Origin of the sequence: Nostoc sp. CHAB 5836 (assembly GCF_020829445.1) — a bacterium.
Lineage (GTDB): Bacteria > Cyanobacteriota > Cyanobacteriia > Cyanobacteriales > Nostocaceae > Nostoc.
In genome coordinates this window covers 24,923-38,672 of sequence record NZ_JAIVFV010000059.1, presented here as the reverse complement: position 1 = coordinate 38,672, position 13,750 = coordinate 24,923, and the positions used below count along the sequence as shown (strand labels likewise).

Sequence of the window (13,750 nt, the reverse complement as noted above, 5' to 3'; positions counted from 1 at the left end):
CTTTTTTCGTTCTGCACGAAAAAATTATTGCTCGTAGATACTTGATTATCATTTCTAAAAAAAATGTTCGGATATTACCCCAAAAAACTGCCACGAGGCTATGAAAGTAAATATGATCTTGGCTTCAGTATTAATCCTGAATTATCTGTATGAAATAAGTCTTATTGCTGAGAAGAGAAATTAGCGATCGCACTTTTTTTGAGTCGCCTAACTTGCATCGCATTGCTCCCTTTGTAATTTGTAATTCATATAGCGGTTCTCCTTTCGATGCAGTATAGTTTTGACCTCACTTCCATTCCTCTCTCCTACAAGGAGAGAGGCTTTGAGTCTTACTCCCCTTCCCTTGTAGGGAAGGGGTTGGGGGTTAGGTCTGTATTGTTTTTCAACTCCTAACTCCTAACTCCTAACTCCCAACTCCTAACTCCTAACTCCCAACTCCTAACCGCTATGATTTTGACGCAGATTTAGAAGCATTACTAAGATAATTCTTTAAAAGACTGGGAAATGTCAAGCTTGTTAGATATACACAAGGTTAATTTTTGCTTTGTTGTCATGTCACAATGCAGCTGCAACTGTAAAATATGAATTCTAATGATTTTATGAGCTACATCTCGAAGAACTTCTGAATTAATGGTAGTAAGTAGAGCGACGCAAATAAAGCTAACTGGCTAAGGCTGTCATTTGTCATTTGTCCTTCGTCATTTGTAAGGGTTTAAGATGTATTTACGTTTCGTAATATAGTTTGATTTATTCTTGCAGACTTACTTAAGTAAATTAGTTAATAGGTAGTCAGTTTGCACTGGTGCTTAAATGCCACTACAAACAAATTAGCGGTTATATCATGTCAGGTTGATTACTTACTAAACCCGAAGAACCCCACCCCGCCAAAGCTACGCTTTGTCTCCCCTCCCCGCAAGCCTACGGTGTACACACAAGTTGACCCAAAGCGAGTTTCCAGCCAAAAAAAGTGGATTCAAACTGATAAAGCCCACGAAGTGAACTACCCCAAATTCAACCGTAGTCGGTAAGTTGGGGTAATTCACTTGCTACTTACTTCTTCTTCTAAAGCTTTGCGTGCAATCCGGGTTACATAAACTGTAACGGCGACTGTCGCAATCAAACCCAAAATCCGAATTGCCCATTGTAAAGTGGGGTTGGGAGGTTGAGTCTCACTACCAATCATGGCCAGATTACCTGCAAGTGAACCAATATAAACATACATGATCGTTCCGGGAATCATGCCCACGCAGCCAATGAAGTAATCTTTAAGTGAAACTCCTGTAATCCCAAAGGCATAGTTGAGCAAATTGAAAGGAAATATTGGGGACAGTCGCGTTAACAGGACAATTTTGAATCCTTCTCTGCCAACAGCTTGGTCAATGGCAACAAATTTTTTGTGATCTGCGATTTTCCGAGCAACCCAACCCCTTGCTAAATAACGTCCCACAAAAAAAGCAGCAGTAGCGCCAAGGGTTGCACCGAGAAACACGTAGAGAGAACCCCAAACTGCCCCAAAAATCACACCAGATCCCAAAGTGAGAATAGAACCTGGGAAAAAAGCAACGGTAGCGATAATGTAAAGGGCAATAAAAGCTATGGCTCCCACCGCACCCAGGCTATCAATCCACTGCAAAGCTTCCCGTAAAATTGCTTGGGGATTGAAAGAATTGGTATTCACAGATTCTTGTGCTAGGGCAAACTCTGTATTTAACCAAAAAACAAAGCCCAGTACTTGTAATATTAATACAATTAATCGCAACAACTTCTGCAAGTCTCTGGCATGAAATTGATTTTCTAGATATTGATTTTTCATAAGTTGCAAGGGTGACTGGAGTTTAGATTAAGCAGCAAGAAATGACCCAGCAATCCTGAGTATTATAAAACACAACATTTCCTAATTAATAAACCTGACAAAAAGTTTTCATATTATTGAGTATTAACACGGATGTCATCTAGGCTTTTGGCGTATACACAACCCTTTGTAGACATCGCTATTCAACTACCATTAGCCCAAAACTGGTAATGTTGACATATTACAAAAAGAAGTGCCGAATGTGGATCTAAACTGAGGAGATCGAAACTGTTTTACCCAATGCCCAATTTTATTTTTACAATAATCATTCTCGATTTTGTGGCATAAATTTAGTAAATGCAGGCGATATGTATATGGCAGCATTCATCACTATAGATCGACTTATGAATAACTCCACCCATCAACTAGACAATTTCGCTTTAACATTGCCGATTTCCCAAAAAGCTCGCATAACTGCCCAGCAATTTGCTAGCCAGCAGCCAAATTATGAAAAAGCAGAGCAAGTTCGGCTGAATACGCTGGCGGTGTGGGTGGTCAATGACTACTTGGAAATGATGGATATTCCTACTGACCTCCAAGCCAGTGACAGTTGGAACCCTGTTATGCGCATTTGTGGCAATGTAGCTGACTTAGAAGTGCCTTCAATTGGTCGTTTGGAGTGTCGCCCTGTCCGTCTGCATCAGCAGGTATGTTCCATTCCTCCAGAAACTTGGGAAGAACGGGTGGGTTATTTAGTAGTTCAATTTGATGAATCACTCCAAGAAGCCAGGCTGCTTGGTTTTATCCCTAGTGTGGCAACTGAAATACTGCCTTTAGCGCAGCTGCAACCATTGGAAGCGTTTATCGACCACCTGTGGCAACTGCGTCAATCCCCAGTTAATTCACTGGTGAATTTGAGTCAGTGGTTTGCTGGTATATTTGAGACAGGTTGGCAAACAATTGAATCTCTGTGGAACGTGCCGGAAGTCAGACTAAATTATGCGTTTCGTAGTACTGAAACTTTGGAACTAAATGCCCTCAACCAAGCAGAACCAATCACTAAACGGGCAAAACTGATTGATTTGGGTATTCAAATTCTTAACCAACCAGTCATGTTGATTGTGGAAATTAGCCCCCAAAAGGATCAACAAACCAGTATTCATCTCCAATTGCACGCTACTGGGAATCAAATCTACTTGCCACCTGGAGTTCATCTCACCGTTCTAGATAGTTCAGGAGCAGTATTTCTAGACGCTGAATCTAGAAAATTAGACAACTACATTCAGTTACGGTTTCGTGGTGAAGCCACAGAGCAATTTAGCGTTAGGATCACCTTGGATAATACCAGTATTACCGAACATTTCCGAATTTGAAATACCTAGCTATCTTCCTTCATTGCCGATAATTTATTAAGTGGTAATTGGTTAATTAAAAATTAAAAATGGAAGCCGGCTTTTGGAGATTTTGAAAAACGTCTGTAGATGCTTATCGAGCTTGTGATCAGACATTAAACAACGGATGATTTTACACAGGGAGATAGCGACAGTCATGGGTAAGTTAGTGGTTCTAAAATTCGGAGAGGGTAGTTTTGATCAGGGGTTTCCTGTCACCCTCGAAATTGGTGAAGAACACGAGCGTGCTGCAACAGAAATCACGGGTAAACTACCTTCATTCCCTGAAATGCCGCTCTATTATAGTCATTGGCAGTCTAGTTATCGGCAGATAGGCAATCGTTATCGTCTCCATGCTGACCAAATGCAAGTGACGAATGTATCAATGACTCAAGACTGCGAAAACACTTCTCATATTTTGCGGGCACGCTTTAATACCTGGCTGCGAGCAGAGGAGTTTCGCCCTTTGAGGGAAAAATGGTTAGAAAGATTGTCATCCACAGAAGAAGTGCGGGTAATTTTGCAAACCGAAAATAGCCAATTGCAGCTATTACCGTGGCATCTGTGGGACTTGTTAGAACGCTACCCCAAAGCTGAAATTGCCCTTTCTTCACCATCCTACGATCGCATTCCCAAAGCACGCACTCCCAATCAATTAGTCAACATTTTGGCAATTGTAGGCAATAGTCAGGGGATTGATACCCAAGCTGATCAAGCTTTACTGCAACAGTGTCGTAACGCAGAGGTGAGCTTTCTGGTAGAACCACAGCGTAAGGAATTAACTGACCATCTTTGGGGAAAAAATTGGGATATTCTTTTCTTTGCCGGACACAGTTCCAGTCAGAAAAATGGAGAAAGCGGACGAATTTACCTAAATAAAACTGATAGTCTGACCATTAGCGAATTAAAGTACGCTCTGAAAAAAGCCATTGAAAACGGCTTGCAGCTAGCTATATTTAACTCCTGTGATGGATTGGGATTGGCGCGAGAATTGGCTGATTTGCAAATTCCTCAAATGATCGTCATGCGCGAACCTGTCCCAGATCAGGTTGCAAAGGAGTTTTTAAAGTATTTTCTCCAGGCCTTTGCCGGTGGCGAGTCTTTATATCAAGCGGTACGCCAAGGACGGGAACGCTTGCAAGGACTTGAGGATCGATTTCCTTGTGCAACTTGGCTACCAATGATTTGCCAAAATCCAGCGCAGATACCACCCACTTGGGATGAATTAAGGTCTACAACAAATGACGAAATATCACCAAATGTAGCTTTGCCTCCCAGACGCAGATTTCAGACAACTTTGTTATCCAGTTTAGCGATTACAGCATTGGTTTGTGGGGTGAGATTGCCGGGCTTAATGGAAAATCAAGAGATTCAAGCCTTTGACCTGATGATGCGATCGCGTCCTGCGGAGAAACTTGATCCCCGACTGCTAGTAATTACAATTGACGATGACGATTTGGCGACTCAGAGACAAAATGGCGAGTCCTTAATTGGAGCTTCCATTTCCGAAAAATCTCTCAACAAACTTTTAGTAAAACTGAATCAATCCCAACCCAGAGCCATCGGCTTGGATATATATCGTGATTTTAAAGCCAAACAACCAGATTTAATTACTCGTCTCCAGCAAACTCAGAACTTGATTGGCGTATGCAAAGGGAGCGATGGCACAGCAAATATCCCAGGTATTAAGCCGCCACCAGAAATCCCCATAGAAAATCTGGGATTCAGTGACTTTATTCATGATCGCGATGGAGTGATCCGTCGGCATCTGATGTTTATGAACCAAGAGCCGACATCATTGTGTCCTGCTCACCTTGCATTCAGTCTGCAACTGGCCTCCCTCTATTTAGGAATTCAACCAAAATTCACCCCTGAAGGCAATTTGCAGCTGGGTAAAACTATTTTTCCAAATCTGAAATCTCGCACTGGCGGCTATCAAAATATTGATGCTAATGGCGGCCAAATCTTGCTTAACTACCGTTCTCCAAAAGAGATAGCCCAACAGCTGAAGCTAACCGAATTTTTATCTAGTCCGGTTAACCCCAGTGCGATCGAAGACAAGATTGTTCTGATTGGTGTAGTAGCAAAGGGGGATTCTCCAGATACCTGGCCGACACCCTATGGCGTTCCCTTAGACGAGCAAATGCCAGGAGTATTAGTACAAGCTCACATGGTCAGTGAGATCCTTAGTGCAGTCCAAGATGGGCGGCCATTGCTGCAAGCTTGGTCATTGTGGGCAGAGGTGGTCTGGATTTGGGGCTGGTCTTTGATAGGAGGAGTCTTGGCTTGGCGCAGGCTTTCGTTACCCTGGTTGGCGTTGGCAGTTGGTGTTAGTTCTAGTGTTCTGTATGTAGTTTGCTTTAGTCTATTAATTTGGGGTGCTTGGGTGCCGTTTGTACCATCAGCTTTGTCCCTGGCAGCGATGGTGAGCTGGATGTCAATTTATAATTCAAAAGAGACACGATTAATCGCGTCTGTACCGGAGAGTAGAGAGAGAGGCAATTAATCGCGTCTGTAAGAAGAGACGCGATTAATCGCCTCTGTAGGGAGATGGGGGAGAATAACTATAGCGCTTCTGGCTTGGATGCAATACAGTTTGACCTCACTTCCATTCCTCTCTCCTAAAAGGAGAGAGGCTTTGAATATTACTCCCCTTCCCTTGTAGGGAAGGGGCTGGGGGTTAGGTCTGTATTCCATGCAATTGAGAACCGCCATAATGCCCAATCTCAAATCTCAAATCTCAAATCGTATGAGGTCAGGTTTTTTTGACACTCTCAGGGCTGAAGCCACTGAGTTTCTCACTTACCAGGATTTTTTATGAATTCAAATTCACAACCGATAAAACTGTTTTTAGTAGGAGCTTTTAGCTGTACAAGTTTACTAGTGACACTGACTCCAGTAGTGGCGAAACCAACTTTTGATTCTTCACGTAGCGATGCCGTTCGCGCAGCGTCTCGTAGAGAAGGCGGGCTACGCCTACGCTCTCATACTAAAACGATCCTTGCTCAAGCCAGAACCTTTAATCAACCTGCACTTCCACCTGGCCCCCCTCCTGGAGGTCGCCTTCGCGGCGGAGGTAAGCGAGCCTTTAATCAACCTGCACTTCCACCTGGCCCCCCTCCTGGAGGTCGCATTCGTGGTGGAGCGAAGCGCGGGGAGACTGGATGTCCACTGACTAAACTTGATCTAACTGCTTTAGTGCCCTTTACTGAGGAACCTAACTCAGTGATTAATGTCTGGGGACAAACAACAGTAGAACGCCCAAGTTGGTTTTTCTATGTACCATATACCAAAGATTCGCCCTATACACTAGAATTTGTCCTGCAAGATCAGGACTCTAACGAGATATACAAAAAAGCGATCGCTCTACCTGATAAGCCAGGAGTCGTCCGCGTTTCTCTACCTACCACTGCTCCCGCTTTAGCACCAGACAAACAATATCGCTGGTTTTTCTCCGTTAACTGTGACAATCAACAGAATTCTCCCCCGACTTTTGTTGAAGGGGTAATACAACGAGTCGTACTTAATCCAGCCACAGTCAAAGAGCTACAAACGACAGAACCTCTAAAGCGTTATGCTATCTATGCCCAAAAGGGGATATGGTACGAGGCACTAACGACACTGGCCCAACTGCGTCAAAAAAATCCTCAAGATGCTGCACTGCAAGCAGAGTGGCGAAATTTATTACGCAGCATTAGGTTGGATGAGGTTGCAGGAGAACCCCTGACTCCAGAAACACCCAGTAGTACTAAGTAATATCAATAGTTTATTTGAGTAATTTATTTCTTGTCAGTCCCTAACCTGATATAATATCATGCCCGTGGGGCGGGCGAGACCATTGGTGTCAACTTAACGTGAAACGGGCGGTTAGAAACCGCGTCCACACAAACTCTTACCCACCGACCTGGGTTTCAAAACCTTGATTTGACCTGAGCTCGCGCAGGCGGACGAAAGCCTGTATAGCCGCGAATGACCTTCGCCAAGGCTTAAGTTGACACCTATGGTGCGAGACGCCCACCCCACCTGCCAGAAGAGGTGCAATGACTCAGAGAATCATAACAAAACTCCTAATTCCTCCACTTCCCAGTACAGACGCGATTAATCGCGTCTCTCCCCACTCACTAAACCATTGTGCCTGAGCAAAGCGATCGTACTTGGTTCACGACCTCGGAAAGTTTTAAACACCTTCATTGGATGCTTGCTACCACCGAGTGCCAGCACCGTATCCCGATAACGTCCACCTGTAGCTTTTATAGCTTCTTCATCTTCTAGCCCAGCTTCTTCAAAAGCAGCAAAAGCGTCAGCGCTTAGTACCTCAGCCCATTTGTAACTATAGTAACCTGCTGCATAACCACCCTCGAAAATATGTGCAAAAGCACATAACATTGAATCTTCTGGAAGTGGTGGTAAAACAGTAGTAGTCTTGGCTATGCGATGACGCACATCTGCCGGAGTTTCATCGCTACCGGAACGATAACGGTAGTGTAGTTCTAAATCAATACTGCTAAAGTGAATCTGCCGCAACATCGCAGTACCACTCATGTAATTACGCGCCGCTAACAGCTTTTGATAATAATGCTCCGGTAGGGCTTCTCCAGTTTCGTAATGTTTAGCCATGCCAAACAAAGTGGGTCGCTCATAGCACCAGTTTTCCATAAACTGACTGGGTAATTCCACGGCATCCCACTCGACATTATTGATACCTGCGGCTCCAGCATAATCAACCTTGGTAAGCATATGCTGCAATCCATGACCAAACTCGTGGAACAAAGTTTCTACTTCATAGAAAGTCATCAAACTAGGCTTGCCATCCACTGGGGGAGTTTGGTTACATATTAAATATGTTACAGGCAACCGGATGGTAGTTGCACCATTTTCAGTGATTTTGGCACGATTGATGCACACATCCATCCAAGCACCACCGCGTTTTTCTGCTGGACGGCTATAGGAATCTAAGTAGAAGTAGGCTATGGGAGAACCAGTTTCATCAGCTATTTGGAAATAACGGACATCCTCATGCCATACTGGAGCTTGACCATCGGCAGGGGTTACAGTGACGCCAAACAGCCGCTTAACAAGTCCAAATAAGCCATCTAGCACTTGGGGAAGGGGAAAGTAGGGACGCAATTCTTCAGCAGTAAAGGCAAATTTTGCTTCTCGTTGGCGTTCTGCCCAAAAGCTGATGTCCCAGTGTTTTAAATCCTGATATTCTTCTCCATGTAATGCGGCGAAAGCTTGGAGTTCTTCTAAGTCTTTGACAGCAGCATTATAACTGGCCTGGCGTAGTTCTTCTAATAGTGCTTCGACTGCTTCAACATTGGGAGCCATCTTACTTGCAAGGCTCAACTCGGCAAAACTCTTAAAGCCAAGTAAATCTGCAAGTTCTTGGCGTAACTCCAAAATACGCACAATTAACGGGTTGTTATCTAAATCGCCATCAGAAGCGCGAGTGATATGAGCTTTGTAGAGCTTTTGGCGCAAATCTCGACGGGTACTGTGCTGCATGAAAGGGCCGTAGCTGGGGAAGTCTAAAGTAATGCGCCAGGGGCCATTTTCTGGTGTAGCCTTTTCTTCTCCCGCCGCACGAGCCGCTTGAGCGGCTAAACTCACCAAACTTGGTGGTAAACCGTCAATTTCGGCTTTTGTTGTCAGGGTTAAGCTAAAGGCTTTAGTGGCATCAAGTACATGGTTAGAGAATTTGGTCGAAAGTTCTGCCAACTCCATCTGAATGGCGTTGAAACGCTCTCTTGCTTCTCCTTCTAAGCCAACACCAGAAAGTTCTGCATCTCGAATGGCGGCTTCTATAATGCGCTGTTGGGCTAATTCTAAAGTTGCCCAACTATTACTGCTACGAAGTGCCTTAAAAGCATTGTAGATAGGTTGGCTTTGACCGAGCTTATTGATCAACTGTACCACTAGTGGCTGTACGATTTCATGAGCTTCGCGCAGTTCCGGGCTATTTTTAACACCCATTAAATGATTTACCACCCCCCAACTCCAGGTAAGCCGTTCTGTCAGCTTTTCTAACGGTTCTACTAAACCATTCCAAGTAGGCTGTAAATTAGCCTCTAAGGTGGCAAGCTGCTGGTCAAGTTCTGCCAGCAACTCATTGAAGGCTGGTACTACTCGTTCTGGTTTAATCTCTGCAAAGGGAGGTAAACCAGTGCCTTGGAGTAAGGGATTGTCGGAAATAATGGTACTTGCACTCATGATTTTGTGTGAACTGCGGGCGAATAAAAATCATTGTTGATTTTTATTTATATATCTTCTAATGTAACGATCGCTGTGCTAATTAGTAGTGCCATTCTGGCAAAAAAGCAAAAAAAGTGAGAATTACTCACAAAATAATCCTGATACGTTTGATGAGTGGTGTCGCCGACTAAATTTACCAGAGGTGGCAAGAAACGTCATTTCTCAAATCCGTTCCACAGAACCAGTAAGGCAAGTAAAAGGCAACAGCGGTAACGTTAGTGGCAATTACTGTAGCCAAAAAATGGAGAAAACCCTACAATTCGAGTCACATAAAGTTGAACTACCAGGCATTGAAGAGTACGAGTATTCAAAAGATGTCTTGGAATTTTATCGATGCTGACTTGGGCTGAAGTTTTTCCAGTTCTGGGATTGCTTAAACATAAACAAGCTTGGTGTCCTCTTTGCTTACAGGAGTGGTTAGAGAACCGAAAGGAGATTTACTTACCCCTGCTATGGGCGTTAAATGTTATCAAAGTTTGTCCATACCATTATCAACCTTTACAATCACAATGTCCCCACTGTCAGGTTCAATTTCTACCTCTTTGGCGTACTTCTCGACCTGGTTATTGTTTGAATTGCCTGAAGGATGACTCAAATGATCATGGCTTTGAGTCTAAGATTGCCTGAGTCCAATTAAAGGATAAGCTTGCCGTTGCGGCAAACAATTCCTTTAAGTCACACTCTAAATGTAGGTTTTTCAGTAGGTAGGTGTGAAAAATGGAGCTAAGCGGATTCGAACCGCTGACCCCCTCAATGCCATTGAGGTGCGCTACCAACTGCGCTATAACCCCTTAAAATACATTATTATATGATGTCTTAATTATTAGTACTTTGTCAAGATTTTTGTGAAAGTTAAATTTTAAATATCTCCTCTACCACTCACCACTGACTACGACACTTGCAACAAATAGGCCATACAGTGCCCCATCAAAAAGTAAACTACTAACATGGCAGCGGCAGCCAAAGCAACCAATGTACCGGCCAACATCAGAGAAAATTCTTTACTCTCGTAGGCTCTTTCCATTAAATGCAGCGACCACGCCACCAGGGCTACATCAAAAACTAAAATAGGAAGCAACATATTTTTTTTTAATATTTGTTAATACTTGTAAAATAATATTAACACCCTTTTAGGGAAGTGTGTCTGCCCTAAGATAGATGCCATTGATTAAGAAATAATCATTCAGGAGATCAAGCGTACTGGTACGTTGCGATCGCGCAAATAATTTTTGATTTCTGCTACGCTTAATTGTCCGTAATGTAAAAGGGATGCAAGTAATGCTGCTTCAGCTTTGCCTTCAGTTAGGGCTGTGTAGATATGTTCACAACTACCTGCACCACCCGAAGCAATGACTGGGATTTCTACAGCATTGGCAATTGCCCGTGTGATCTCAATATCGTACCCGGCTTGGGTTCCATCAGCATCCATACTTGTGACTAGCAGTTCCCCGGCCCCCCGTTTTTCGACTTCTTGTGCCCAAAGTAGGGCATCTAAGCCTGTATTCTCCCTGCCACCCCGCACATACACATCCCAACCTGGGTTATCGGGGTTATTTCTGCGTCTGGCATCAATAGCAACAACTATGCACTGATTACCAAAGCGATCGCTGGCCCGATTAATCAAGTCTGGATCACGCACCGCCCCAGAGTTAATACTAACCTTATCTGCGCCGGCTCGTAACAAAGCTTTAACATTTTCTAAGGATTGAATGCCACCACCCACAGTCAATGGAATAAAGACCTGTTCAGCAGTTCGGTAGACCACATCTAAAATAGTACCTCGGTCTTCATGAGTAGCTGTAATATCCAGAAATACTAACTCATCAGCACCGGCTTCGTTGTAAACCTTGGCCAGCTCTACCGGATCGCCTGCATCTTGAAGATTAACAAAATTAACTCCTTTTACAACCCGTCCCGCCTTCACATCTAAGCACGGTAAGATTCTTTTAGATAACATAATAACTTTTGTACTTCTGGGTAATTGACCGGAATTTAAATTTTAAATTGGCGCGGGTATTTCCAAACGAAAATTTTTACAGGCATGGGGCAAAGAGAGTGTTGAGTTAGGAGTTAGGAGTTAGGAGTTATTTATTCTCGCCCTAGTCCCCAGTCCCCAATCCTCAGTCCTCAGTCTCTAGTCTCTTAAAACCCAGTCCCCTTAAAAGTAGATAGCTGAATTATGGCGATAATTTCCTCGAAAAAACAGCCTCCAGAACCCAACAGAGAACCAAAACAGCTTCGAGAGTCGGTGAAAGCACCATTCACAGAAAATATTTTGAAGCCTGAAGCTGCTATTGATGAACAAGAACAGCAAGAAGAAGGTATTCGACCGCACCGATTTGCCGATTACATTGGGCAAAAAGATTTAAAGGATGTGCTAGATATTGCCATCAAAGCAGCCAAATCTCGTGGTGAGGTGCTGGATCATTTGTTGCTGTATGGGCCGCCGGGATTGGGCAAAACTACAATGGCCATGATTTTAGCATCGGAAATGGGGGTAAATTACAAAATTACCAGTGCGCCAGCCCTAGAACGTCCACGAGATATTGTTGGGCTACTGGTGAACATGAAACCAGGGGATATTTTATTTGTGGATGAAATTCATCGCCTGTCACGGATGACAGAGGAAATTCTCTATCCGGCTATGGAAGATTATCGCTTAGATATTACTATTGGTAAGGGTTCCAGCGCTCGCATTAGAAGTTTGCCCTTGTCAAAGTTTACCCTAGTTGGGGCTACAACCCGTGTGGGTGCTTTAACTTCGCCACTGCGCGATCGCTTTGGTTTGATTCAAAAACTACGATTTTACGAAGTTGACGAACTGACTAAAATTGTACTGCGAACCGCTCAATTACTCAAAACCCCGGTGACAGAAGATGGTGCCACAGAAATTGCCCGTCGTTCACGCGGAACGCCACGTATTGCCAATAGGCTACTGAAACGGGTACGTGATTATGCGGAAGTAAAAATCTCTGGAGAGATTAACGAAAGCATTGCATCAGAGGCTTTGCAACTATTCCAAGTAGATCCCTGCGGTTTAGATTGGACAGATCGCCAGATGTTAAGTGTGATAATTGAACAATTTAACGGCGGCCCAGTGGGGTTAGAAACAATGGCAGCAGCGACGGGTGAAGATACTCAAACAATTGAAGAGGTGTACGAACCTTACCTCATGCAGATTGGGTATTTAACTAGAACTCATCGCGGGAGGATGGCGACTAAGGCAGCATATAAGCATTTGGGATTCACGCCGCCTAATGAACAGTTGTCATTATTGTAATTATCGGCATTGGGCATTGGGCATTGATACTCGTTAAAGAGTCTTTGAACTCCATTAAAGAGTCTTTGAACTTCTTTAATGAGCCTTTGAACTCTATTCCTCTGCCCCATGCTCAATGACAAATGACAAATGACAAATGACAAATGACAAATGACAAATGACAAATGACAAATGACAAATTAGGTAAACCTAGATGATTAAGTTGATTGGTATTTTTCTCAGTCTGTTACTTGTGTTTGGCTGGGGTACTCCAGTTATGGCACAATCTCAAGCGCCCATAACTCAAGAACAGTTAAAACAAGGTGATGAGTGGGCAAATCAAGCCTTTACAGCGACGAATCAAGGTGATTTTGGGACGGCTGAAACTTACTGGACAAAGATTATTGAGCAATTTCCGACGAATGCGGGCGCATGGAGTAACCGGGGAAATTCGCGGGTGAGTCAGAATAAGTTACAAGAGGCGATCGCAGATTATAACAAAGCCATAGAATTAGCACCAAATGTCACCGATCCATATTTGAATCGGGGTACGGCGTTGGAAGGGTTAGGAAAATGGGACGATGCGATCGCAGATTATAATCATGTCTTAGAACTCGATCCTAATGATGCGATGGCGTATAACAATCGGGGAAATGCCAAAACAGGTTTAGGAAAATGGTCAGATGCGATCGTAGACTACAAAAAATCTAATGAGATCGCCCCGAATTTTGCCTTCGCTCGTGCTAACTACGCCCTCGCTCTTTATGAAACTGGTCAAAAAGAGCAAGCCATCCGCGAAATGAGAAACATTGTCCGTAAATATTCTAAGTTTGCTGATATGCGTGCCGCCCTCACTGCTGCATATTGGGTAAATGGAGAACAAGGTGAAGCCGAGAGTAACTGGGTAGCAGCTTATGGACTGGATAGCCGTTATAAGGATATCAACTGGGTAAAAAATATCCGCCGTTGGCCTCCAAGTATGGTATCAGCTTTAGATAAATTCTTGAAAATCAAGTAGGCGCTTCTAACTCAACAAAGATTTCTTTTCTTTGCCTA

General features: G+C 43.7%; 11 protein-coding genes and 1 tRNA gene. 7 read left to right on the top strand and 5 right to left on the bottom strand.

What is annotated here, in order from left to right:
- Nucleotides 1-1,039: 1,039 nt before the first annotated feature.
- The gene (locus LC605_RS14125; RefSeq protein ID WP_229548155.1) at nt 1,040-1,813 is read right to left on the bottom strand and encodes a TVP38/TMEM64 family protein; all 774 of its coding nucleotides are present in this window, start codon (nt 1,811-1,813) and stop codon (nt 1,040-1,042) included.
- Nucleotides 1,814-2,196: 383 nt separating this feature from the next.
- On the opposite strand from LC605_RS14125, the gene LC605_RS14120 reads away from it, so the two are divergent.
- The 3 genes from LC605_RS14120 (at nt 2,197) to LC605_RS14110 (ending at nt 6,939) form a co-directional block, all read left to right on the top strand.
- Nucleotides 2,197-3,165: a DUF1822 family protein gene (locus LC605_RS14120; protein WP_229548157.1), complete on the top strand. Its 969-nt coding sequence runs from the start codon at nt 2,197-2,199 to the stop codon at nt 3,163-3,165.
- Nucleotides 3,166-3,340: 175 nt separating this feature from the next.
- Entirely contained in the window at nt 3,341-5,689 is a 2,349-nt protein-coding gene (locus LC605_RS14115; protein ID WP_229548154.1) for a CHASE2 domain-containing protein, read from the top strand.
- A 311-nt stretch (nt 5,690-6,000) separates the two neighbouring features.
- The gene (locus tag LC605_RS14110; protein WP_229548153.1) at nt 6,001-6,939 is read left to right on the top strand and encodes a DUF928 domain-containing protein; all 939 of its coding nucleotides are present in this window, start codon (nt 6,001-6,003) and stop codon (nt 6,937-6,939) included.
- 342 nt (nt 6,940-7,281) lie between these two features.
- On the opposite strand, the gene LC605_RS14105 is transcribed toward LC605_RS14110, so the two are convergent.
- Nucleotides 7,282-9,393, bottom strand: a complete 2,112-nt coding sequence (locus LC605_RS14105; protein WP_229548152.1) for a M3 family metallopeptidase — start codon at nt 9,391-9,393, stop codon at nt 7,282-7,284.
- Nucleotides 9,394-9,481: 88 nt separating this feature from the next.
- Between LC605_RS14105 and LC605_RS14100 the strand changes: the two genes are divergently transcribed.
- Both LC605_RS14100 and LC605_RS14095 read left to right on the top strand, forming a co-directional pair.
- Complete coding sequence (locus LC605_RS14100) at nt 9,482-9,775, top strand: hypothetical protein (RefSeq protein ID WP_229548151.1); 294 nt, start codon at nt 9,482-9,484, stop codon at nt 9,773-9,775.
- Nucleotides 9,769-10,062, top strand: a complete 294-nt coding sequence (locus LC605_RS14095) for a TniQ family protein (protein ID WP_229548150.1) — start codon at nt 9,769-9,771, stop codon at nt 10,060-10,062. Before LC605_RS14100 ends, LC605_RS14095 begins: the two co-directional genes overlap by 7 nt.
- Nucleotides 10,063-10,153: 91 nt before the next feature.
- Here LC605_RS14095 and LC605_RS14090 read toward each other — a convergent pair.
- The 3 genes from LC605_RS14090 to hisF all read right to left on the bottom strand — a co-directional run bounded on the left by LC605_RS14090 (nt 10,154) and on the right by hisF (nt 11,392).
- A tRNA-Ala gene (locus LC605_RS14090) sits at nt 10,154-10,226 on the bottom strand.
- Between the two features lie 98 nt (nt 10,227-10,324).
- On the bottom strand, nt 10,325-10,516 hold the full coding sequence (locus tag LC605_RS14085; protein WP_229548149.1) for a hypothetical protein: 192 nt from the start codon (nt 10,514-10,516) through the stop codon (nt 10,325-10,327).
- 102 nt (nt 10,517-10,618) lie between these two features.
- Complete coding sequence (hisF, locus tag LC605_RS14080; protein WP_229548148.1) at nt 10,619-11,392, bottom strand: imidazole glycerol phosphate synthase subunit HisF; 774 nt, start codon at nt 11,390-11,392, stop codon at nt 10,619-10,621.
- A 222-nt stretch (nt 11,393-11,614) separates the two neighbouring features.
- Between hisF and ruvB the strand changes: the two genes are divergently transcribed.
- On the top strand, nt 11,615-12,715 hold the full coding sequence (gene ruvB, locus LC605_RS14075) for a Holliday junction branch migration DNA helicase RuvB (protein ID WP_229548147.1): 1,101 nt from the start codon (nt 11,615-11,617) through the stop codon (nt 12,713-12,715).
- Between the two features lie 193 nt (nt 12,716-12,908).
- Entirely contained in the window at nt 12,909-13,712 is an 804-nt protein-coding gene (locus tag LC605_RS14070) for a tetratricopeptide repeat protein (protein ID WP_229548146.1), read from the top strand.
- The last annotated feature ends 38 nt before the right edge of the window (nt 13,713-13,750 follow it).

Coding starts and splice junctions, on each gene's coding strand:
- LC605_RS14125 (WP_229548155.1), bottom strand. CDS start 1,813: ATGAAAAATCAATATCTAGAAAATCAATTTCATGCCAGAGACTTGCAG.
- LC605_RS14120 (WP_229548157.1), top strand. CDS start 2,197: ATGAATAACTCCACCCATCAACTAGACAATTTCGCTTTAACATTGCCG.
- LC605_RS14115 (WP_229548154.1), top strand. CDS start 3,341: ATGGGTAAGTTAGTGGTTCTAAAATTCGGAGAGGGTAGTTTTGATCAG.
- LC605_RS14110 (WP_229548153.1), top strand. CDS start 6,001: ATGAATTCAAATTCACAACCGATAAAACTGTTTTTAGTAGGAGCTTTT.
- LC605_RS14105 (WP_229548152.1), bottom strand. CDS start 9,393: ATGAGTGCAAGTACCATTATTTCCGACAATCCCTTACTCCAAGGCACT.
- LC605_RS14095 (WP_229548150.1), top strand. CDS start 9,769: ATGCTGACTTGGGCTGAAGTTTTTCCAGTTCTGGGATTGCTTAAACAT.
- LC605_RS14085 (WP_229548149.1), bottom strand. CDS start 10,516: ATGTTGCTTCCTATTTTAGTTTTTGATGTAGCCCTGGTGGCGTGGTCG.
- hisF (WP_229548148.1), bottom strand. CDS start 11,392: ATGTTATCTAAAAGAATCTTACCGTGCTTAGATGTGAAGGCGGGACGG.
- ruvB (WP_229548147.1), top strand. CDS start 11,615: ATGGCGATAATTTCCTCGAAAAAACAGCCTCCAGAACCCAACAGAGAA.
- LC605_RS14070 (WP_229548146.1), top strand. CDS start 12,909: ATGATTAAGTTGATTGGTATTTTTCTCAGTCTGTTACTTGTGTTTGGC.